The organism is Calothrix sp. PCC 6303, from assembly GCF_000317435.1.
In the GTDB taxonomy this organism is placed as follows: Bacteria; Cyanobacteriota; Cyanobacteriia; order Cyanobacteriales; family Nostocaceae; genus PCC-6303.
On record NC_019751.1, the window covers coordinates 4,364,638 to 4,386,869 of the forward strand.

At 42.0% G+C, this 22,232-nt stretch carries 22 protein-coding genes; 11 read left to right on the forward strand and 11 right to left on the reverse strand.

All coding sequences use genetic code 11. The features are described 5' to 3' along the window. Positions 1-105: 105 nt before the first annotated feature. The gene (locus CAL6303_RS17855) at positions 106-1,191 is read right to left on the reverse strand and encodes a RuBisCO accumulation factor 1 (RefSeq protein WP_015199220.1); all 1,086 of its coding nucleotides are present in this window, start codon (positions 1,189-1,191) and stop codon (positions 106-108) included. Positions 1,192-1,294: 103 nt separating this feature from the next. After that, positions 1,295-1,441: a ribbon-helix-helix protein, CopG family gene (locus CAL6303_RS31240; protein WP_015196501.1), complete on the reverse strand. Its 147-nt coding sequence runs from the start codon at positions 1,439-1,441 to the stop codon at positions 1,295-1,297. 928 nt (positions 1,442-2,369) lie between these two features. Here CAL6303_RS31240 and CAL6303_RS17860 point away from each other — a divergent pair. After that, entirely contained in the window at positions 2,370-3,326 is a 957-nt protein-coding gene (locus CAL6303_RS17860; protein ID WP_015199221.1) for a response regulator, read from the forward strand. A gap of 168 nt (positions 3,327-3,494) precedes the next feature. On the opposite strand, the gene CAL6303_RS17865 is transcribed toward CAL6303_RS17860, so the two are convergent. The 3 genes from CAL6303_RS17865 to CAL6303_RS17875 are packed head-to-tail and all read right to left on the reverse strand — an operon-like array spanning position 3,495 to position 7,974. Beyond that, on the reverse strand, positions 3,495-4,766 hold the full coding sequence (locus tag CAL6303_RS17865; protein ID WP_015199222.1) for a sensor histidine kinase: 1,272 nt from the start codon (positions 4,764-4,766) through the stop codon (positions 3,495-3,497). A 59-nt stretch (positions 4,767-4,825) separates the two neighbouring features. Next, entirely contained in the window at positions 4,826-7,036 is a 2,211-nt protein-coding gene (locus tag CAL6303_RS17870; RefSeq protein WP_015199223.1) for an ATP-binding protein, read from the reverse strand. Beyond that, on the reverse strand, positions 7,033-7,974 hold the full coding sequence (locus CAL6303_RS17875; protein ID WP_015199224.1) for a phosphate/phosphite/phosphonate ABC transporter substrate-binding protein: 942 nt from the start codon (positions 7,972-7,974) through the stop codon (positions 7,033-7,035). Before CAL6303_RS17875 ends, CAL6303_RS17870 begins: the two co-directional genes overlap by 4 nt. A 275-nt stretch (positions 7,975-8,249) precedes the next feature. Between CAL6303_RS17875 and CAL6303_RS17880 the strand changes: the two genes are divergently transcribed. Beyond that, positions 8,250-8,822: a Uma2 family endonuclease gene (locus CAL6303_RS17880; protein WP_041740747.1), complete on the forward strand. Its 573-nt coding sequence runs from the start codon at positions 8,250-8,252 to the stop codon at positions 8,820-8,822. 20 nt (positions 8,823-8,842) lie between these two features. Here CAL6303_RS17880 and CAL6303_RS17885 read toward each other — a convergent pair whose 3' ends face one another. Then, positions 8,843-10,120, reverse strand: a complete 1,278-nt coding sequence (locus tag CAL6303_RS17885) for an RNA-guided endonuclease InsQ/TnpB family protein (RefSeq protein WP_015199226.1) — start codon at positions 10,118-10,120, stop codon at positions 8,843-8,845. Between the two features lie 169 nt (positions 10,121-10,289). Here CAL6303_RS17885 and CAL6303_RS17890 point away from each other — a divergent pair, with 169 nt between their 5' ends. Together CAL6303_RS17890 and trmFO are read left to right on the forward strand one after the other, a co-directional pair. Then, positions 10,290-11,177 carry a bile acid:sodium symporter family protein gene (locus CAL6303_RS17890; RefSeq protein WP_015199227.1) on the forward strand — a complete coding sequence of 296 codons (888 nt, stop codon included), beginning with the start codon at positions 10,290-10,292 and terminating at the stop codon, positions 11,175-11,177. 92 nt (positions 11,178-11,269) lie between these two features. Beyond that, entirely contained in the window at positions 11,270-12,613 is a 1,344-nt protein-coding gene (gene trmFO / locus CAL6303_RS17895) for an FADH(2)-oxidizing methylenetetrahydrofolate--tRNA-(uracil(54)-C(5))-methyltransferase TrmFO (protein ID WP_015199228.1), read from the forward strand. Here trmFO and CAL6303_RS17900 read toward each other — a convergent pair. Beyond that, positions 12,606-14,054 (reverse strand): GTP-binding protein, encoded by a 1,449-nt coding sequence (locus CAL6303_RS17900; RefSeq protein WP_015199229.1) that lies wholly within the window; start codon positions 14,052-14,054, stop codon positions 12,606-12,608. The genes trmFO and CAL6303_RS17900 overlap by 8 nt on opposite strands. 56 nt (positions 14,055-14,110) lie before the next feature. Between CAL6303_RS17900 and CAL6303_RS31500 the strand changes: the two genes are divergently transcribed. From CAL6303_RS31500 to folP, 3 genes are all read left to right on the forward strand, one after another. After that, entirely contained in the window at positions 14,111-14,242 is a 132-nt protein-coding gene (locus CAL6303_RS31500; protein ID WP_255348426.1) for a hypothetical protein, read from the forward strand. Positions 14,243-14,245: 3 nt separating this feature from the next. Then, a complete protein-coding gene (gene tpiA / locus CAL6303_RS17905; RefSeq protein WP_083866327.1) occupies positions 14,246-14,974 on the forward strand; it encodes a triose-phosphate isomerase in 729 nt (242 codons plus the stop codon). 190 nt (positions 14,975-15,164) lie between these two features. Continuing rightward, positions 15,165-15,941, forward strand: a complete 777-nt coding sequence (folP, locus tag CAL6303_RS17910) for a dihydropteroate synthase (RefSeq protein WP_083866375.1) — start codon at positions 15,165-15,167, stop codon at positions 15,939-15,941. Positions 15,942-16,024: 83 nt separating this feature from the next. On the opposite strand, the gene cobA is transcribed toward folP, so the two are convergent. Both cobA and CAL6303_RS17920 read right to left on the reverse strand, forming a co-directional pair. Continuing rightward, on the reverse strand, positions 16,025-16,810 hold the full coding sequence (gene cobA, locus CAL6303_RS17915) for a uroporphyrinogen-III C-methyltransferase (protein ID WP_015199232.1): 786 nt from the start codon (positions 16,808-16,810) through the stop codon (positions 16,025-16,027). Further along, positions 16,807-17,613 (reverse strand): sirohydrochlorin chelatase, encoded by an 807-nt coding sequence (locus tag CAL6303_RS17920; protein WP_015199233.1) that lies wholly within the window; start codon positions 17,611-17,613, stop codon positions 16,807-16,809. Before CAL6303_RS17920 ends, cobA begins: the two co-directional genes overlap by 4 nt. 33 nt (positions 17,614-17,646) lie before the next feature. On the opposite strand from CAL6303_RS17920, the gene CAL6303_RS17925 reads away from it, so the two are divergent. Continuing rightward, positions 17,647-18,060, forward strand: a complete 414-nt coding sequence (locus CAL6303_RS17925; protein ID WP_015199234.1) for a secondary thiamine-phosphate synthase enzyme YjbQ — start codon at positions 17,647-17,649, stop codon at positions 18,058-18,060. Between the two features lie 275 nt (positions 18,061-18,335). Here CAL6303_RS17925 and CAL6303_RS17930 read toward each other — a convergent pair whose 3' ends face one another. Both CAL6303_RS17930 and CAL6303_RS17935 read right to left on the reverse strand, forming a co-directional pair. Next, positions 18,336-19,031 carry a hypothetical protein gene (locus CAL6303_RS17930; protein ID WP_015199235.1) on the reverse strand — a complete coding sequence of 232 codons (696 nt, stop codon included), beginning with the start codon at positions 19,029-19,031 and terminating at the stop codon, positions 18,336-18,338. Between the two features lie 156 nt (positions 19,032-19,187). Continuing rightward, positions 19,188-19,751, reverse strand: coding sequence for a hypothetical protein (locus CAL6303_RS17935; protein WP_015199236.1), 564 nt, complete (start codon positions 19,749-19,751; stop codon positions 19,188-19,190). Positions 19,752-19,942: 191 nt separating this feature from the next. Here CAL6303_RS17935 and CAL6303_RS30005 point away from each other — a divergent pair, with 191 nt between their 5' ends. The 3 genes from CAL6303_RS30005 (at position 19,943) to fldA (ending at position 22,119) form a co-directional block, all read left to right on the forward strand. Then, positions 19,943-20,122 (forward strand): hypothetical protein, encoded by a 180-nt coding sequence (locus tag CAL6303_RS30005; RefSeq protein WP_015199237.1) that lies wholly within the window; start codon positions 19,943-19,945, stop codon positions 20,120-20,122. A 79-nt stretch (positions 20,123-20,201) separates the two neighbouring features. Further along, positions 20,202-21,014, forward strand: a complete 813-nt coding sequence (locus tag CAL6303_RS17940) for a DUF362 domain-containing protein (protein WP_015199238.1) — start codon at positions 20,202-20,204, stop codon at positions 21,012-21,014. Positions 21,015-21,606: 592 nt separating this feature from the next. Further along, positions 21,607-22,119 carry a flavodoxin FldA gene (gene fldA, locus CAL6303_RS17945; protein WP_015199239.1) on the forward strand — a complete coding sequence of 171 codons (513 nt, stop codon included), beginning with the start codon at positions 21,607-21,609 and terminating at the stop codon, positions 22,117-22,119. Positions 22,120-22,232: the final 113 nt, after the last annotated feature.

The following is a 22,232-nucleotide window of genomic DNA, read 5'->3' on the forward strand; positions in this document are numbered from 1 at the left end:
TGACGGTTGTAGAGACGTAGCAGTGCTACGTCTCTACGGGATTGTGGATGTATACATAACCGTCAAAATAAAATTGACAGACTACTAGGGTGACGGCGGGATCTGTTATTCGTCCAGTTGCCAAGAATCCTTGTTGAAGTCCACATCCAAAACCCGTTTTGGACGCAAAATCACGATGATTTTCCCCAATAAGGGGATTGATGGTGTTGTATCAAACCATTGAAATTCTAAATCACCATTGCTTTCGACGACAAAATATGCTCTTTCATCCCATTCCCGGTCTGAGCGATCGACGATGACGAGGACGGGTTCAGGGGAAGTAGTAGGTCTGGTGGGAAAGCGATCGCTCTCGCACATTAAAGCCACTGGATCCTCAGCTGCTAAGATAACTTGCCATCCAGGAAGGGGTACCCAAGCTTGTTCTCCAGCAAATTTTACCATCCGGAATGCTCCCACCTCTTCCACGATGGGAACCCCTTGTAGATCTTTTGCGGTGAGGGGTAATTCTCCTACCACAGGGACAATTCGGGGAAGTTCGTCTTCTGATTCCAAACGGTAAAAAGGCAGTGTGGGAGCAGGACGTTTAGGATCGACGCTAAAGTCAACCAATAATTCTTCAATTTTTTTCCTTGCTGCGGGGGTGGTGGCAAATTTTAGCCCCTTGGCAATCAAACGCGATCGCACTTGTAAATCAGTGTTCTGTTTTGCCAGTTTCCAAGATTGGTAAGCAACAGCATCACCGGGATCATAGGTAAAACCGTCTGGGGGAGTCCCAAACCGGGAAAAATCCTTGATTGCACGAGCTATTTCTTTAGCTTCATCGCAGTCAATTTTCTGATTAAATGCCAATTCTGCTGCTGCTGCGCGTTCTTCATGGGTGAGTAAACGTAACTCATACAACACATCACTGCCTCGCATGGAGAAATGCGATCGCATAGCTTCGGAAGCATTACCTTTTTCGATGGAGCTAAATACCTGAGAACCCACCACCACTTGATTTTGCTGCACAGGTTCAAATCCAGTTGCTTCAAATATCACCTGGGGATTGTAACCCGACTTTTGTAATAGCGCGATCGCATTTCCCCATTCCACCCAGTTTCCCTGCTTCTGCCTGAGTTTTTGGAACAATTCATCAACGGTTTCTTGAGCAAGGGTTTCAGGATGGGGTGAAATTGGCGGTAAGTCAGTCATAAATTCGGATTTCAGTGAGGTTCACAGTCAGCAGCAGATAATACTATTTTAACTGATTTTGCGGAATTCCCCACGGCTCTACAGCCTGGGGATGGATAGCAGGTCAGTCAAGGGGGTTCAATGCCCCTTTGACTGATAATCTTCTTATGAGGTCGCGCAACACTTCTGTCTGATTTCTTTGAGTCAATTCGCAATACTTCTGCAAATGTTCTTTTTCCCGTTCAGATAACCTCAAGCTAATCTGTGTCATGGTAGCAAATAAAGTATAGATATGCTACCATTATAGTGGTTGTTGACCCACCCACTCGACTCATATAACAAACGGCTACAGTAGCGGTAATACGCTTGCCTAGACTAAGAGCGAGAGAAAAGGGAAAAGATCTCGGTCACTGGTTCGCATGATTACGTTCTGCGGTAAAAATAAGCCATACAGAGGTGTACGGAAAAGAAATCAAACTGCCTGTGGTAGACGGGCGGCTGCCTGTGGACGCTTTGTAAGACCATCACGAGATTTAGTTCTCGACTTCCTCGGAAGTTCCTAAGGGACTTGCAATTAAATAATATACCGATATAGCAATCAGACTTTACCGTTTTATGATGGATTCAGAGTTTTCATCTGGTACTTTATTTTGACGCTAGTCCCTAACGTGGCAAGAGCGGTTGAGACGGGAAACTCCGTAGACGAATAAGACCGTCACTGATTCAATGATGTTGGAAGCCCCAACCTCGGCGAAGCAGGTTGGGGTACTTCACTAGTAAGTAGGTGGGCATAAATAAACAGAACTATACTTTGTCATTGCGACGAAGCAATCGCAAGGGTTTTGAGCTATTTACATTTTGTTACATAGTTGTAAATTTTCCCGCCCACCTGACTTAAAAAGCGGGGTGCAGGGAGCAAGGGGGATTAATGAATTTTTCATTCGTTCTGATGTACGTCAGTTCATGATGGCTACTTAATTTCTCAATTAATATTTTTTTCTATCATCCGTAATTATGCTGACTAACTTTTATATATAGTAACTATTAGGTTGAATTAGTATCTAAGAATCAGCATCTAAAAATGAATAATTATATATATTCGAGATATTTCAGGGTATTCCACAGTTGAAAGCTATTTTTTATCAAGTAACATTGGTAATGAATATGACACTATACTAACAAAATATAGGAATTATCTTATGGATAATCCGATTTTAGGAATTGATAAAATACATCAATCATCAATCATCAGAGAAAAGCCGAAAAAACAAAAGCTTTTAGTTGTTGATGACGAACCAGATAATCTAGATCTTTTATACAGAACTTTCCGTCGTGACTTTAATGTTCTCAAAGCAGATAGTGGAATTAGTGCGTTAGAAGTATTAGCAACTGAGGGTGAAGTAGCTGTTATTATTTCCGATCAACGGATGCCGGAAATGAAGGGAACAGAGTTTTTGAGTAAGACGGTACCCCAATTTCCTGATACTATCCGCATCATCCTCACAGGTTTCACCGATATTGAGGATTTAGTAGAAGCAATTAACGCCGGACAAGTTTATAAGTATATTACCAAACCCTGGGATCCCACCGAACTCAAAGCTGTTGTTCAACGTGCTGCTGAAACCTACGATTTGCTGAAGCAACGTACAGAGGAACTGAATCGTTCAAACGCTCAAATGGGATTTTTGGCAACATTACTTCAGTTAATGCAAATGCCATCATCTACCGAAGCGGCTTTGAACCCAATTGCGAAAATATTTGGTGAAAATTTTGCTGCGGATGGTTGTATTCTACAAATGATACAGCAGAACAAGTTAGATTCTCTCCAGGGAATATATAGCAATAATGGTTCGATGGCAAATTGCTTATCAGAAGACCCTTTGATTGATCAAGCGATCGCATCCGGAAAAATTCAAGTTGTGAATAATATTAGTCTAAATGAAAATTTAGCCAATATCTCCCACTATTCCACTCACGGGATCAAAGCACACTTAGCAATACCCATCATCTATCAAGAAAAAACCCTAGCGATTCTATCACTTCAGTGGAAACAACCAACTATCCTCCGCGAAGATGAATTAAGACTAATTGAGTCATCTGTACAAGTTGCCGCAATTTCACTAGCTGCTATTCGCTGTTGCGAAAAAGGAATATAATTAGCATTCACGAACTCCATACACCAAAAAAATGGAAGAGACGAAAACCCTGCTAAAAATATTCAAGTAGTCTGGGCATCGACTGTTAGCTTAGGTGATGTCAGACAGGCTAGTCCTACAGTTGCTATTTGAAACTAGAATCCCCGTGCGTTTACGCCGGGGAGTATGTCAAGAGGAATATTGTACTGGAAGTTCCACTACAAACTCACTTCCCAAAGTTGCACCAGAATGACATTCAATCTTACCACGGTGTTTTTCTGTAATAATTTGATAACTAATCGACAAACCTAATCCAGTTCCTTTACCAATGGGTTTGGTGGTAAAGAAAGGGTCGAACAGTTTAGAGCGGATAGATTCTGGAATCCCCCCACCATTATCGGCAATGCAAATTGTCACCCAGTTAGTATCGATCGCAGCAGTACGGATGGTAATAGTAGGAGAGGTTATGGCAGATTCTTCTAAAGCATCGATGGCATTACTCAAAATATTCATGAATACTTGATTAAGTTGACTGGGATAGCATTCAATTTCTGGTAATTTACCGTAGTCTTTAATGATCTCAATTGTGGGGCATTTGGATTTTGCTTTGAGGCGATGTTGTAAAATTAGTAATGTGTTCTCAATGCCTACATGAATATCAACCGCCTTGCATTCAGCTTCATCGAGACGGGAGAAATTACGCAGGGAAAGCACCAAATCACGAATGCGATCGCTCCCTATTTCCATAGAATTTAACATCTTGATCAAGTCTGCTTGCAAAAATTCCAAATCCAAGGCTTTTGCCCGTTTCTGGATTTCGTCTACTGGGTTGGGATAATGCTTCTGGTAGAGTTGGACAAATTCCAGCAAATCTTGAGTATACTCTTTGACATAGGTGAGATTCCCGTGGATGAAATTGACGGGATTATTGATTTCGTGGGCAATTCCAGCCACCAACTGACCGAGGGCGGACATTTTTTCACCCTGTATTAAATGTAACTGGGCTTGCTGGAGGTTTTCCAGTGCTTGTTTCAATTCTTCTGTGCGTTGTTCCATGATGCGGTTGGCTTTTCGCAGTTGCAAATGTACCCGGATACGTGCCAGTACTTCCTCGTGTTGAATCGGTTTAGTAATGTAATCCACAGCACCTAAACTTAATCCCTTAACTTTATCTACGGAGTCGGAAAGGGCAGTCATAAAAAATACTGGTATATCGCAAGTCGCTGGATTAGCTTTGATCCGTTTACAGGTTTCAAACCCATCAATTCCTGGCATCATCACATCCAGTAAAATCAGGCTGGGTTGGGAAGTTTGCAGACGTTGGAGGGCACTTTCCCCATTTTTAGCGATCGCAACTCGATAACCATGTTCGCTCAGTAAGTCGAATAGCACTTGTAAATTGGTGGGGGTGTCGTCTACGACTAAAATTGTGTTTTCCTGAGCGGGCACATCAACGGACATGAATAAACTCCTAATATTATAATTTTATTCCTGGGGTAAGGGGATTTGAGAGTAGTGAATTATACCCAAGGTTCTAGTAACCGGAGAATAGCTTCATCATCAAATTGTTGAGTCAGTTCCAAAATTTGGTTGGCTAGAGGGATGTACTTGGGAGCTAATTGTTTGAGGCGGTTGGCTTCCTGCTGTACCTCACTCATAAAACCACCCTGAACAGCTGTATAAAGGGCAGCAAGTTCTGCTGGGGGTGGAAATACTAGTTCTTCCCCATCTATGTGGTGATTATTCTCTAAAACTAGAGTATTTGGCTTAGTTTCCGAAATCCATTGTAATTTTAAAAGGCGCTGTATTTCCGCCAATAATCCATTCAAATCCAGAGGTTTGGGGAAAAAACTGCTACACCCGGCATCCAAACTATCCTGCATATCCACCTTTGATAGAGTTGCAGGGGAAGCGATAATAGGGGTTTTGGTAAAGTTGGATATTTGACGCAACCGACGGGTCATTTCCAAGCCATCCATGACCGCCATGTGAACATCAGTAATAATTAGGTCGGGACTCATTTCTAGGGCAATATCCAGCGCTTTCTGTCCGTTTTCTGCTTCTGCAAGTTCAAAACCCAAGGGTTCCAGCATATTCACGGCAACTAGGCGATTTTCCTCCCGGTCATCCACCACGAGAATTTTGCGCCGTTCCCCTTCGTAACCAATGATAGTTTGATTTGCGATCGCGTCTCCGGTGAACCATTCGGAAACAAGGGGTAAATCTAGCTCAAACCAAAAGCAACTACCTTGACCGAAAGTGCTTTCAACTTGAATGCTACTACCCATTTTCTCAATAATTTGCTGGCTAATGGCAAGTCCTAATCCCGTACCTTCTATGTTCCGTTCCCGTTTCCCTGCTTGCTCGAAGGGTAAGAAAATCGAGGCGAGTTTTTCCGGTACAATCCCAATACCCGTATCTTTAACCTGGAAACGAATGCGGCGAATGCGTTCGCAATCGGTGGATGTATCATCCACAACTTCGATTCGGAAGGAGACTTTGCCAAAGTCCGTAAATTTCACGGAATTACTCAGTAAATTTAGTAACACCTGCCGCAACCGTTTATCATCAGCATGAATCGCCGTCGGTAAATTCGCTCCCGGTTGAAACTTAAATTCTACGCCCTTTTGCTCTGCTTTAATCCGGCAAATATCGGCAGTCGAAGCAAGGAAATTAGCAAAATGGAAATCCTGGGGATAGAGTTCCATTTTTTGCGCTTCCAACTTCGATAAATCGAGAATGTCGTTAATCAAGGTGAGGAGATGGGAAGCACACTGATGAATCACCCGGAAACCCTTGATTTGTTTCTCATTTGTAGTGGTGTCGCGCTGGAGGATTTGCACGTAACCCAGGATACCGTTGAGGGGAGTCCGCAATTCGTGGTTCATGTTGGCAAGAAATTGGCTTTTGGCACGGTTAGCGGTTTCGGCGGCGGCGCGGGCAACTTCTATTTCCTCTAACTTTTGTTGTAAACTAACTTGGGAAATTCCCAAACTTTCTGCCATCCGGTTAAACGCCTGGGATAGCTGCTCAATTTCATCCTGGGTATGGATTTCCATCCGATGAGATAAATTACCCATGCCAATCTCGTTTGCTCCTTCCTGAAGTTGTTTGAGGGATTGAATTGTGGGGCGCAAAACTACCCAAAATAGACCTAACACCATCAACATCAAGAGGACAATGGTGGAGTAGGAAACATTAGTAGCGATCGCTTCTACCCGCTCTAATTCTTTTTCTGCTTCGTCGGCTTGTTGTTGAGCCTGCTTGCTTAATTTACCCAAAAAAAAGTCAATATCTCGCATAAAGCCGTTGATAGCTCGAAAATCAGCCTTAATATCAACTTCTGTTTTGATTAATCCCTGGTTAATCCCCTCAATCACATTTTCTTCTAATTCCTCAAAAATTTCCTGTCGAGCGCGGATATATTTAATCTCCGGTGTCGATACCACTGATTCCAACTCATCAAGTGCCTCTTCAATCCCCACATCGAATTCATCCTCCTTTTCCTCGTCTATATTGCGGAACAAAATATGATCCTTGAGTTCGATAATTTCCGCATACAGGCGATTTTGCACCAGGGTTGCCGCTTGAATCCGTCGCTGGGCTTGGGTATACCTTTCATGGGTGGTTTCTTGGATATGGTTACGCCAGAGGGTACTACCACCAGAAATTAGCGCGATCGCTCCCACCAATGTCACCGAAAGACTCACAAACTTTGTCGATATTTTCATTGGCTGCTCTCCCCTGATAAGTTGATTTGACGGCGTAATTCCCCAATGGATTCGTAATCCTCCGCTTCCACCAAGGTATATCCAGCACTTTTAGCACCCATCAGATCTTTAATTCCCGTAGGTGTAGTTAAAAAAGCTTCCTTAAGTTTCTCCAACAACTCCGGTGGTATGTCACTAGAAACCAGTATGGGAGCATGGGGTACCGGGTCTGACTGCCAAATCATCCGAGCATTTTCAGCCTTACTTTCTTTTTGCCATTGATTATAGGTAGCCAAATTAGTCGCAATGGCATCGACCCGATTTGCTGCCAATAACGCCTCAGTTTCCGCATGGGTTCCCCCAAACACTACCTTGGCGAAATTCCGATCTGGGTCAATTCCCTCTTGTTTGAGCGCCGCTACAGGCATGAGATAACCCGATGTGGAGGAGGGGTTGACAAAAGCTACCCGCTTACCCTTCAAGTCTTTTAAGGTTTTGATCGAACTATTTGCCGCCACAACCAAGCAGGAACGATACCAGGGTCGAACAGTACCTGCATCGATGGGTGCCACCAGGGGTATGACTTTTGCCCCCCGTTCCAAGGCTTCAAAATAGGAGACAACTCCACCATAGAGAGCATTGGTTCGTCGATCCACCAACATATTTACGCTATCTTGGTAGTCTTTGGCAATGATAAAATCGACCTGTTGTCCTAGTACCTTTTCTAGGTGAGCATCCAAAGGTGCAATCATCCGTTCTTGCTCGGCTCGATCTTGAGTCGGTTGCACGCTAATACGGAGAACAGTTTCTGGGGAAGACACAGCAGAAGTTGGGGAAGACTTTTTAGGGGATGGGGTACAACCAGGGAGGAGGGCGATCGCCAGCAAATATCCCCACCGAAATCGGCATAGCTGCAACCCCGCAGAAGCAGGAAATATAGTTGTCTTTCTTAAACTCATAACAGAATAATTGACTTTTTGTATTATTTACTTGTGTTGTGTGTCAAGCTTCAGAAATCCAGGTGGAAGCGAATCTTCGCTATTATCTAGCACCTCAAAACCAGTGGAATTTAAGTAATATCTTTACGCTAGTTATTATTCCCAAATTGACAAGTTAATTCTATTTAATTGCGGTGTGACAGTTGGGGTGCGGAATGTGAGTCATAAACATAGCGACCTGTATTTAGATGTGAATCGCTAACATGAAGTATGGAAAGATCAAAATCACAAAGCTCATGATTACAAATCATCATCAAAACCACTTATCACCCCAAGAATACTTAGAAGGGGAGAAAATTAGCCAAATCAAGCATGAGTATATAGATGGGGAAGTTTATGCAATGGCAGGGGCAAGTGATGCCCATGTCACCATCACAGGTAACTTATACATGTTATTGCGAAATCACCATCGGGGAAGTGGTTGCCGTGTCTACATGGCAGATATGAAAGCACAGGTTGAAGAGCTTAACCGCTACTTTTATCCCGATGTTATGGTGACTTGTGATACCCGCGATCAAGCTTCCGATTATTTTAAATCTCATCCTTGTCTAATCATCGAAGTACTTTCGGATACTACAGAAGGCTTTGACCGGGGTAAAAAGTTTCAAGATTATACTTACTTACCATCTTTACAGGAATACGTCTTAGTTTCCCAAGATCGGATGAATGTGGAATGTTTTCGGAGAAATGAAAAGGGAAGATGGGAACTTTATCGATTTGGAGTAGGGGAAATAGTTGAATTTAGCAGTGTTGATTTTCGTTGTGATATTGCTGCAATATACGAAGATTTGACATCCTCCCCGGCATAAATGCACGGGGATTCCAAGAATCACTTCTTGGGTTTCCTCTTTCCACGAGTTGATTTGCTTGGAGGAGTTTCCCCACCCAAGTATTGATCAGTCTCTCCAGAGGCTTTAGTTCCGACGTGACCCGCCGTACTTAATGCTTTTTCCAGTATATTGCGTGCTGCGTTCCAATCTCGGTCTTGGGTATGCCCACAATGAGGACAAATATGAGTTCTAGTGCTAAGAGTCTTCTTGACAATTTGCCCACAATTCGAGCAATTTTGACTGGTGTAGTGAGACGACACAGCAACTGTCACCACCCCAAAGACCTTGCCAAAATACTCAACCCATTGACGAAACAGCGACCACGACGCATCACTAATCGACTTAGCCAAGCGATGATTCTTGACCATATTTCGCACCATCAAATCTTCATACGCCACGAGGTCGTTAGACCTCACTACGCACCTTGCTGTTTTTACAGCAAAGTCTTTACGTTGGCGACTTACTTTGAGATGCTTACGCGCAAGTTTATTTCTAAACTTAATTCTGTTTTGAGACCCTTTTTTAGTCTTGGACATCCGGCGCTGCAACCGTTTCAAAGACTTCTCGGATTTACGCAGGTGTCTAGGATTGGTGACTGTTTCCCCATTGCTATCTGTATAGAAATGGTTCAACCCCACATCAATACCAATAGTTTTACCCGTTGGTTCTCGCCTTTCAACCCGTTGGTGATCAATGCAAAATTGGGCATAATACCCATCGGCACGACGCACAACCCGCACTCTTTTAAACTGTTTGAGTTGGTAAAAGTGCAGGTCACGGGTTCCCCAGAGTTTAAAAGTTCCTGCTTTAAAACCATCAGTGAAAGTGATGAACTTGCGATCATCGGACAAACACCATCCAGTGGTTTTATATTCAACACTCCCGTGAGTTTGTTCTTTCTTAAACTTTGGAAATCCCTTCTTGCCTGGTTTAGACTTTTTGCAATTGTCAAAAAATCTCGCAATGGCAGACCATGCTCTTTCAGCACTAGCTTGACGAGCCATCGAGTTAAGTTTCGACACCCAAGGAAACTCGGCTGCTTTAGCAAGCACAGCACAATAAGCACTCAACTCGTACCTGCCGATACTTTTGTGAGGCAGTGCGTTGGGCGGGTCTCCCGACTTGTTCGCTGAAAGCGTTCCCGCAGGGTAGCACCTGCCGTTGTCCATCCAGTATCTGATACAAGCATTGCGGACAAAACGAGCAGTTCTAATTGCTTCATCTAGCAACTGATACTGCTCTTTAAATCCCTCAAGCTTTGCCTCAAATACCAGCATATTTACGTTGGATGTACTAACGTAATTTTCCCACAATTATGAGCAATAATCATGAAAAAGCCGTCCTACAAGGACGGGGCTTTAGACCCAATTTTTTGGTAAACTAGCAACTGTTTAGTTTCTGGACTGGACGGGTTCAATCTGATCCTTTCGTCAGTCTTTACCATTTATGCAAAGCAACCTATTCACCACTATTTTACTGCCTCTGGCTCTAGCAATTATCATGCTGGGTATGGGGCTAAGTCTGCTGCCAGAAGACTTTAGGCGAATCACTCGCTACCCCAAAGCGGTTGCGGTGGGTACAGTCAGCCAGATATTGCTACTGCCTCTAATTGGAACACTAATCACATTGGTAGTTCCCATGCAACCAGAGATTGCTGTGGGGCTAATTGTTTTGGCAGTCTGTCCTGGAGGTCCTTCTTCTAATCTACTCACATATCTGGCAAAGGGCGATGTTGCTCTATCGGTGACGCTCACGGCAGTTAGTAGCATTATCACCGTGTTCACGATTCCTCTGTTTACAAATCTGGCGCTTCAGTATTTCCTGGGGAAAAGTGCTGCGATCGCTCTGCCGATTGGAGGTACTATGTTGCAAATATTCTTGATTACGCTGCTACCCACGGCAATCGGGATGGCGATTCGTCATCAGTTTCCTGACACAGCACGCAGCCTAGAAAAGCAAATGAGCCGTCTTGCTGTGGGATTATTAGCGCTGATAATTATCCTGTTGCTGATTCGAGAAAGTAGCAAAATTCCAACATTTTTGGTACAGGTGGGAATTGGTGTACTGCTGCTCAACTTACTGGCAACGCTATCAGGATTTTTGGCTGGGAAGTTGTTCCGGCTGCCGTTGTCTCAACAGATATGTATTGCCATTGAAGTTGGCATTCAAAATGGAACTTTAGCGATCGCTATTACTGCTGGTTTACTCAATAATCCCGACATGGCTGTACCCGCCGCCGTTTATAGCTTGTTGATGTACGTTACTGGCTTTGGAGCTATCCTCTATGGTAGACAAGCGATCGGTAGTACACCTAGCTTGAGTAGCTTGAAATAGTGAACTATCAGGAAACTAAAATAACTAGTTCAGGTAAATTCACATTCTGAATCAACTATCATATTCATTATTGACTTCCCTAACTACATCAAATGCCACAACAACCAATTCACGTTATCGGTGGAGGACTTGCGGGAACTGAAGCTGCTTGGCAGATTGCCCAAGCTGGTATCCCCGTAGTTCTCCATGAAATGCGTCCCCAACGTTTCGGAGGGGCACATCATACTGAGGAATTAGCTGAGTTGGTTTGTAGTAATTCATTTGGGGCGATGGCTGCTGACAGAGCCACTGGATTACTCCATGAAGAATTGCGGCGTTTGGGTTCGGTGGTACTTTCCAAAGCTGATGAACACAAGGTTCCTGCTGGGGGGGCTTTGGCGGTGGATCGAGGTCAATTTAGTCATGATTTAACCCAAACCTTAGCTAATCATCCTTTGGTGGAGTTGAGGCGAGATGAGGTACGTAGTATTACTGATGGGATTGTTGTGATTGCCAGCGGACCTTTAACTAGTCCCGACTTGGCGGAAGATTTACGTCGTCTCACGGGGATGGAATATCTCAGCTTTTTTGATGCTGCCAGCCCCATTATTGTGGGTGAATCTATCAACCGAGATATTGCTTTTATGGCTTCACGTTACGACAAAGGGGAAGCTGCATACCTCAATTGTCCGATGAATAAAGAGGAATATCTGCGGTTTTGGCAAGAACTACGTCAAGCTGAACAGGTGGAACTGAAGGATTTTGATCGGGAAAAGGTGAAGTTTTTTGAGGCTTGTTTACCCATCGAAGAATTGGCACTGCGGGGTGAAGAAACCATGCGATATGGTCCCCTCAAGCCTGTGGGTTTAATTCCTCCCAATGCCCCAATTAACGAGAAAGGACTGCCAGAACGCCCCTACGCGGTGATTCAGTTGCGTCAAGAAGACAAACAAGGGCAACTTTGGAATATGGTGGGTTTCCAAACCAATTTACGTTGGGGAGAACAAAAGCGAATTTTCCAAATGATTCCTGGATTGGAAAATGCTGAATTTGTCAGATTGGGTGTGATGCACCGCAACACTTTTATTAATGCACCGCAATTGATGAATACTAGTTTGCAATTTAAAGAACGTCCCCATGTTTTTGCGGCAGGGCAGATAATTGGGACGGAAGGGTATACGGCTGCGGCTGCGGGTGGTTGGTTGGCGGGGACAAATGCCGCTAGATTAGCTTTAGGCAAGGAAGTTGTGAGTCTTCCTAATACAACGATGATGGGGGCTTTATTTGAATTTATTAGTTCGGCATCACCGAAGCATTTTCAACCCATGCCACCAAATTTTGGAATCTTACCAGATTTGGGGATGAAAATTAAAAGTAAACCAGAACGCTATGGGAAGTATCGGGATAGATCCTTTGCTGATTTAGCGAATTGGCGTTTGGGAGTTGGTATCAGCTAACTTTTCTGACTTTTTGCTGTAATTCATCTTTGATGCGACTAATAATAGATGACTCGTCAAGGGTTGCCAAAATCTTATTAATTACGGCTTTAGGTCCATCATCCCCCCAGGTTGCTCCCTGTGCTAAGTAAGTTTTAGTCACTTGCCCGATGGTATAGCATGAAAAGCCTGCTACACCTGCCTGGGTAATAGCTACGGATACGTAAGCCCCCAAAGATATACCAGCTGTGGCAGGTGCTGCTAAACCAAGTATCGTTTTTAACGAACTTAAACCAAGATTGGCAACAAGTTCGCTAGCTGTGATTCCCCCCATACTGAGGGCGATTTTTTGAAGTAATTTTACTGCTCCTACTTCTGTCATGGCAATGCCGTACAGTTTGGAAAGTCCGAGAATTAACACGATATCAATGACGGCACCGCTGAGAATATCCACCACTGTCACGGGATTTAAAGCAACTGCCACTGCTTTCGTCATTGTCGCTTGCCAAATTAATTTATTTGCCGCAGCTTCTCGAATTGCTAATTTTCGTTGCACTACCTGCTGATTTACATCATCTGCGTAAATCATCGTATTTAGTGCCACTAGGGCTTTACCTTCGCGGTGCAAAATATCTAAAATTTTCAGCTTTAAATCCTCAATTTGGGATTTACCAGTGCGTAACTGGACAGTTCTGGTACCATCATCCCGCTGAATTAAACTACGCACAATGGGTGAAGCTGCTGCCATGACTATCTCATCGGGTGAAAGTAGTTCTTTAACCCTTTCATTCCTGATTTTGTCATAAATTGCCATGCGATCGGCTTCTGGGTATTGATCAACTTTATTAAACACCAGTAAAATTGGTTTACCTACTTCCCGTAACTGTGAAAGCGCTTCAAATTCCAACTTTGTCATATCCCCAGAAATCACAAACAGAATTAAATCAGCTTGTTTGGCAATATGTTCTGCTAATTCTGCCCTAGTTTCTCCATCCACTTCATCCAATCCAGGAGTATCAATTAACTCCATCTGGGATTTACCCAAACCTGGAAAAGTCACCCGCGAAATCTTTTCTGTTTCACTAATTACCCAACTGACACTTTGCGCTACCTGTGTCACTCCATGCAATGCACCAGTTTCAAAGACTTTTTTCCCCACCAAAGCATTCAACAACGATGATTTGCCCCTTCCCACCATGCCAAATGTGGCAATTTGCACCACCATCTGATCTAATTTTGCCAGCATTGTTTCCAAATCCCCAATTTCGCTTTCCAAACCAGTTTGTTCTTGGGGAGTTAAATCTAGTTTATTAACTAAATTCCGTAATGCTGTTTGTGCTTGTTTGTAGTGGAGTTCGGTTTGAATTTCATCAAAGCTGTAAATAGCTGCATCCATCTCCTCCTCCCACAATTGGGAATTGTCAGCGCTTTGGTTAGAGTCTGGAGGTAGGGTTGGAGTCATGGTGATGTTGAAGGATTCTGATTTGAGATACCATAATATATATCGTAATAATTTTTTTGCGATCGCGTCTTACTGGTGTTGATAGACTCACGCAAAATCAAGCAATAGAAAACTCACGCGATCGCATGGTGTCACGATGGTCTACAGTAAAAGATGCATTTAGTATTGTATTGACGTTGACAAGATAAGCCGTGCGAAAAATTGTTATTGCTGGTAACTGGAAAATGTTCAAAACCCAGGCAGAATCCCAAGACTTTCTCAGGGATTTTTTGCCAACTCTAGAGGAAACGCCATCAGAAAGGGAAGTTCTACTATGCGTACCTTTTACTGACCTAAATATCCTATCCAAAAGTTTACATGGTAGCCGTGTCCAATTGGGAGCGCAAAATGTCCATTGGGAAGAAAATGGAGCTTATACTGGTGAGGTTTCTGCACCGATGTTGACAGAAATCGGTGTGAGATTTGTGGTTATTGGACACAGCGAAAGACGACAATATTTTGGCGAAACTGATGAAACCGTAAATTTACGGATTCGTGCTGCTCAAAAACATGGCTTGACACCTATATTGTGTGTGGGTGAAACCAAACAACAACGAGATAATGGGGAAACTGAGATCATCATTATCAATCAAATTAAACGCGGTTTGGTGGATATTGATCAAAGTAACTTGATAATTGCCTATGAACCAATTTGGGCAATTGGGACTGGTGACACCTGCGAAACTAAGGAAGCAAATCGAGTAATCGGTTTAATTCGCAATCAATTAACTAATCCAAATGTACCAATTCAATATGGTGGTTCTGTAAAACCCAACAATATTGATGAAATTATGGCACAACCCGAAATTGATGGGGCTTTGGTGGGGGGTGCAAGTTTGGAAGCGGCTGATTTTGCTAGGATCATTAATTATCAAAATTAACGTGACTTAGACGAATCAAACTAGACTTAATCTATGTATGAGGGAGTCTTGAAACGTTTATATTGTCACTTGCTTATCGGGAGTAATATTTAGTCATGGCAGAGTCAATATTGTGAAAGAGATTCTTCCCCCCTCTGCCCCCTGCTCCCTGCCCCCTTATATTTTAAACTGGGGACAGAGAACCTACATTATGGGGGTGCTAAATGTTACGCCAGATAGCTTTAGTGATGGGGGTAAGTTTAATAGTGCTACAGCCGCGCTAACACAGGCACAAGCCATGATTGCCGCTGGTGTTGATATTGTAGATGTTGGTGGACAGTCTACCAGACCAGGAGCCACACAAGTGAGCCTGGATGAAGAATGCGATCGCGTGTTACCCACAATCCAGGCAATTCGTTCTATTTCTCAGATTCCTATCTCCGTTGACACCACCAGGGCAACTGTAGCTGAAGCTGCTGTTAAACTTGGTGCGGATATCATCAATGATATCTCCGGCGGTACCTTTGACTTGGAAATGTTTCCCACTGTCGCCAGGTTAAATGTACCAATTGTGATCATGCATATCCGTGGTAATCCGGAAACCATGCAAAGTTTAACCGATTACCAAGATTTAATTGGCGAAATTCTCCGCTTTTTTCAACAACAAATTGCAATCGCCACAGCTACAGGTATCGATTCTAGTAAAATTATTATCGATCCTGGAATCGGTTTTGCTAAAACCGCAGACCAAAGTTTAGAAATAATTCGCCGTCTTTCGGAATTTAAGCAACTAAAATGTCCAATTTTAGTGGGTGCATCACGTAAAAGCTTTATTGGTAAAATTATTGGGCAGGAAAATCCCGAAGACAGGGTTTGGGGTACTGCTGCCGCTTGTTGTGCAGCTATTTTAAACGGTGCTGATATTATCAGAGTTCATGATGTTAAAGAGATGCGCGATGTTTGTTTAGTGGCGGATGCTATTAAATAAGGGTGGCTATTGTGAATCTGGGAAAAACTGGGTTTCGGAATCTTGATGCGATCGCTATATTGTGAATATCGATGATTTTTGGCTCATAGGGAATCAATATGGATACTTTCCCAAGATTTATGCATCTGTACAACCGAACCAATGACAACAATCGCAGGGGCTGTAAATCCAATATTTTCCACTTGTTGAACAATTGTTCCTAATTCTCCAATTAATTCTTCTTGTTCTGGACGAGTACCCCAACGTACCAAAGCTATTGGTGTTTCTGTATTTAATCCAGCTTTAATTAATTCTTCCACAATTATGGGTAAATTGTGAATCCCCATGTAGATTACAATGGTTTCCGAGCCTTGAGCGATCGCATTCCAGTTTATCGCCGGACGGTACTTGCCTGCTGACTCATGTCCAGTTACAAATGTTACAGATGAACTATGTAACCGATGGGTGAGGGGAATTCCTGCATAGGCAGGTGCAGCGATTCCAGATGTAATTCCGGGGATAACTTCCACATCAATTCCGGCTTCAAATAATTCTTGCATTTCTTCGCCTCCCCGCCCAAAAATAAAAGGATCTCCCCCTTTCAACCGCACAACTATGGGGTGTTCTTGGGCTTTTTCGATCATCAATTGGGTAGTTTCCGATTGTAGCAGCGAATGTCTACCCATCCGTTTCCCAGCATTAATTTGTTCAGCGGTGGGATTAATCATTGCCAAAATTGCCTCACTCACCAAAGCATCATAAATTACCACATCAGCACATTCCAGCAATCCCTTACCTTTAATTGTCAGCAAACCTGGATCTCCTGGTCCCGCACCGACAAGATATACTTTTCCTAGATATTTTAGATGTTTATCCTCTGTGCCGCTCATTGCTGTAACAAATCCCAAATTAGATTGGCTAAATCTTCACTAGCTCCCAATGGTTCAGCTAGGTGTAAACTGATTCCAGGGAATTGTAATTTTAGCGCTTCTACGTGATTAGCGATCGCGTCAGTGATCCCCCCAGCAAAAAGAAAATAGGGAATAATTTTAATCTGACGCTTCCCAGTGTCAACTAATTGCTGTACCGTAGTCTCTAGATTTGGTGGTACTGCCCAATAACAAGCTGTAGCATTCAATCTCGAAGCCACAATTTCAATATCTTTGCTAAACCCAGGACGACGGCTACCATGTGCCATCAGTATTGTGGCATCGCCTGGTGTTTCTTGGTTAGTAAATAATTCCCTAAAGTTGGGATAAGTTCCCAAATAAGGCAGCAAATCAATTTTATGGATATTTGCACCTAATTTCTTTTCTGCCAATTCCAACTCTAAGGGAATATCTTCCATCACATGTACCCCCGAAAGGAGAAACAAAGGCAAAATTTTCAAATTTACTTTTGGATTGGCGAGTGCTTCTTCAACAGAAATTTCCCCAGTTAGTGGTAGGATAACATCCTCCCTGCTCGCTGCTTGCTGCTCCCTACCTAATTTTAAAACCGAGTTAGCAAACTCACAAATCTGAATATGTAAAGGTTGTGGTTGCAGTTCCAAATAAGCGGTAGCAACTAGCTTTTCTGCATCTTCGGGAGGAATATCAATTTTAGTGGATACCATTTTGGCGATTTGCTGCATCGCAATACCAGGGCGAGGATCCCTGCTACCGTGGGACACTAGTAAATAGGCTGATAACATGGGAATTAGAAGTTAGGGAAAACTCTTGGACAAATGACTCACTATCAAAAATTGCTGCGCGTTTCTACTAGTGGTAAATCATTGCATAATATTACTACAAAAATTGCCTCAATCGTTGCCGAATCAGGTATAGAAACAGGTCTTTGCACTTTATTTTTACGCCACACATCCGCTAGTTTAATTATCCAAGAAAATGCCGATCCCGATGTCCTCAAAGATTTAGCTAATTTTATGGCAAAGTTGGTACCAGAAGCTGCCCAATACATTCATCATGCCGAAGGTGCCGATGATATGCCAGCACATATCCGCACTGTTTTAACCCATACTTCCGAACATATTCCCATCAATAGGGGGCAATTAGTTTTGGGAACTTGGCAAGGTATCTATGTTTGGGAACATCGCCAACACAATTATACCCGTGAGTTGGTAGTTCATATCTCCAGTTAATCGGCGTAATAGTCTGTCAATATTTCAGTACAGGACAAAAAACTTGAAAACGAGTGGAGAAAAGGGTTTCATATAAATAGAATCAAAATCGAACTGAAACCCTATCTCTGAGTTCAGTAGATTAGATCCAATTCTGGGGAAGCACTTTGACTGGCATGGTGCGACGTTAACACTCTTAGCACAATTTTTAGGAAATTTTCCGCATTTAAATTATATATTAAGCCATTCCTACCTACCTTAATATATGATTTGGGTGCTGCCTATTACCCACCCAACTAAATGACTTTTGCACTAGATTCATTTAGTTTTTCCCCGCTATTAACAATATCTCCATCAACTTCAATCAATGGTTTTCTAACACATAAATAAAATAAAGAACCAAATAAAGGAATTATCACTATTGACCAAAATAGCAAAGAACTTTTCATATTTCGTCGTGCCATATCATCCTTGATAAGTGTTGGAAATAGTACACACAATATGCAAAAATCCAAACTCATCACATGGATAAAACGATTAGTTTGCCATTGTTCTACGAAATTATGCCAATTACCTTGAGTTAAGCCAAATGAAACCAAAACCAGTGCAGTAAGAGTCAGGATAATACCTGTAAACCTAGAATCTAATAACTTTAAAAACGTATTTTTTGCACCAATAAACTGGGGATTTTTCTCCCGTAAAGCTAAATACGGAATCAGCGCGAAAGCACCTACACCGAATGAAGCCGTAGCGAATAACCAAGCTGGTGCTTTCTGCCCTCTCCCGTCGATAAATAGAAGACAACTGTAAATCATTGGGAGAACTCCCATAAGATTAAACAGAGAGATAACTAGCGGATTAATACCTTCCCATTTACCTAACACCATATCTTTAATTAAATCGAAAGTCTCAGGCTGATCCGGTGGTGCAAATAGAAAAGCATAACTAATAAATCCAAGCCAGATTAGCCAGAATATAATTTTTCTGAACATATTTCTATGCATCCTTGAAATTAGTTAATAAGTACTTAGATAAAATTATAGTACAGTTAAGAATCTAAAATCTTGCGTATTTGAAATTGTTTTGATTCTTGGGAATAATTCTCCTACTTATATAGAACTGATATTTGATTTTTGAAAAAACTCATACTAACTACTCCTAACTGAAATATAGCTCAGTTTAAATCTACGCATAATTTTGATACTACCGTAGAGTATCACCATCCCAAATAATCCCCAAGCAATCAAGTCAGAAGCAATTCCCTGCATCCATAAAATCACTAGGATTAAGCCGCCAATATCAGCAGATAGAACTGCAATACGTTCTGTTATTTTCCAAGTTTGTAGAGAAATATCTGAATCTAAGTCTATTTTGAGATTTGCAAATAAATTAAACCAAATTTGAGTAATCAAAATTACAATTGCTCCCCATCCAAACCAAACCGAACATAAATAAAATCCGAGCAGTTCAATTACAATTGTACTAATAGTAATCCGATAGAAAATCTCCAAACGATGATCGGTAAATTGTTTTTTTGCATCTCTAATTTTTTGCAAATCTTTAACTGCCATTCTCGCTTGCTCTATGCAGAATAAAAAGGTTCCTAAAGCCAATAGCCTATGGGTTAATTCTGTACCAAAAATTACTTGTTTTAAAATACTTAAGCAAGCAGGAAAGAAAAATAAAAAGATAGTTTGAGAAATTGCTAGCATTGATTATTTTTATCTATTTACACAAGCTGAAACAGTAGAAGTAAAGGGAGCAAAGCTTGAGGATATTTTACAGGCATATTCTTGGAAACCTGCTCTCAATAAAAAATCAGACTGTTAATTTATACATTCATATCCCCACATGTCATCAAAATTTTACCTGATTCGCTATTTTATAAGTCTTTACCAAAAAAATGGGTAAAGATACAAGGGGAGCATCCCACTTTTTGAATCAATACCCTGGAAGGGTATCGCTATACGGACATAGACGCATAGCGCTACCGCTTGAAGAGAAACTGCGATCGCGTCTACCGGAGACTAAAATTATTTTGTATCCTGCCTCCGCAGGCTTGGTTTTTGTAGCCCTAGGCTAAAAGCCTGCGGACAAAAGTGCAAAACTGGGATGCCTCCAGATACAAGTAAGTCAAATTTTTAATTTTTCCTTTTTTAGTAATGAGCAAAACTGCACAGACTCTGGTTCAAGTTGTTGCCACCTCTGACTTCATTTACCAACCCCCAGTAACAGCAATTAACTGCAAGCGCATTCTTGTGAAACCCAACCTTGGTTATCCAGTTGCCGCACCTGTTACTGTGAGTATGCAAGTTTTGGGTGCTGTGTTGCAAGGACTACGTAAAGCTAGTCCTGATGCCGAAATTTTAGTTGTTGAAGGAGTTTGTTCTGATGTTTCCCTGGCTGATATTGCCAGTCGTTTGGGTGTATATTCATTACTTGATTCCGGAATGCAGCTTTTAGATGCAGATGAATTACCTTTAAAAGAATATCCTAATCTTTCACCTTCACCTGTCCGTTTTAAATCGATGTTTGCACCGCTAATTCTGGAAGAAGTTGATTGTCGTATTAGTGTAGGTGCCTTTAAAAGAACTGTTTTGAAAACACCTTTAATTTCTGCTTCTTTGAAAAATCTTTACGGCTTATTCCCGCGTGCGCGTTATAAAGCCCGTAGTCAAAAATCGCGGGGACAATTACATCGTCCATCAGTTCCCCAGGTATTGCAAGATGTCTATTTTACAATTGGACATCTATTTGATGGTGGGGTGGTGGACGGTAACTTAAAGTTTATCAGTAAAGATTGGCAACCAGATAAAGGTCAGGCTGTAGAGTTGGGTAAAGTTTTTTATGGCGATGATATTTTAGCTGTAGATCGGATTGCTTGTGAAGTTGGGGGTGAAACTGTTCCTGAATACGTAGAGACTTTAACAAAAATGGTGCAATTTACCACGGCTCTCCAGCTTGGGGATGGATAAAAACTTTTTCAAAATTTCCCTAGGGTGCGTGGCAACCTAGGGTCGCAGACAATATATATTTAATTTTGCGTAACCACTTATGTCTATTGCAATATTTATGACATGGTTGTTCCTTGTGTTTGATTATTTATAAAAATAAATAAGAATATTTATCATTTACTGGGTTTTTGTTGTAATCTAAACTTATTGACTAAAAGTTGCAATTATCTTCTGGGCAGAGTTGTACTTTGACCTGAATTTGGCTTGCTTGTTGACATCAACAGTGCAAGTGCAGAAAAAGACAAAGGCTAACCCAGATTTCTCCCATACATCGCTTACCAATCCAAAAAACAGGTGATTCACCTGGACTTGTGGGGGCTATAAACTGTATGAGGGATTTCCAATTCAAAAATTATGCCATCATTAGGGCGCAAGGGATTGCGCCACTGGAGGCTAACTGCGGCTTTGGGATAATTTATTTTTCGGTGTTCCCTAATTTCGATATAACTTCGATGAAAATAGGCAGCGGCAAGAATTACTCAAGCTTATAAGCAACTTAGTCAATTAGTAATTACTTCTATTAAGGACATTCAATTAATTTTCAGGAGGATCAATGTCAGGACAAATAGGACTTTTTTACGGCAGCACTACAGGAAAAACCGAGACAGTAGCAGAAACAATTCGTGATGTTTTTGGCGGTGAAATCATCGATCTTCACGACATTTCCAAAGCTTCAGCAGAAGACTTTGAAGACTACAAGTATTTAATTATTGGTTCACCTACTTGGAATATTGGCGAGTTGCAAAGTGACTGGGAAGGGTTTTTTCCAGAATTGGATGAGGTGGATTTTACTGGGAAAAAGATTGCTTATTTTGGAGTTGGAGATCAAATTGGCTATCCAGATAACTTCTTGGATGCTATGGGGATGTTGGCAGAGAAGATTGCAGAACGTGGTGGTGAGACAGTTGGTAACTGGTCTACCACAGGGTACGACTTCAGCGAATCTAAAGCCATAGTGGATGGAAACTTCATTGGACTTGCTTTAGATGAAGACAACCAATCAGACTTGACAGATGAACGAATCAAGGTTTGGGTACCCAAAATAAAGCAAGCATTTGGATTGTAATCTTTCCAAGATTTGGTAGTGATAGTGTAAACAGTTAGCTGTTAGGGATTAGCTACAAGGCTGATAAATAAACGCTGATGGCATTTTGAGAAGTTCATTTTCTCACCGTTCCT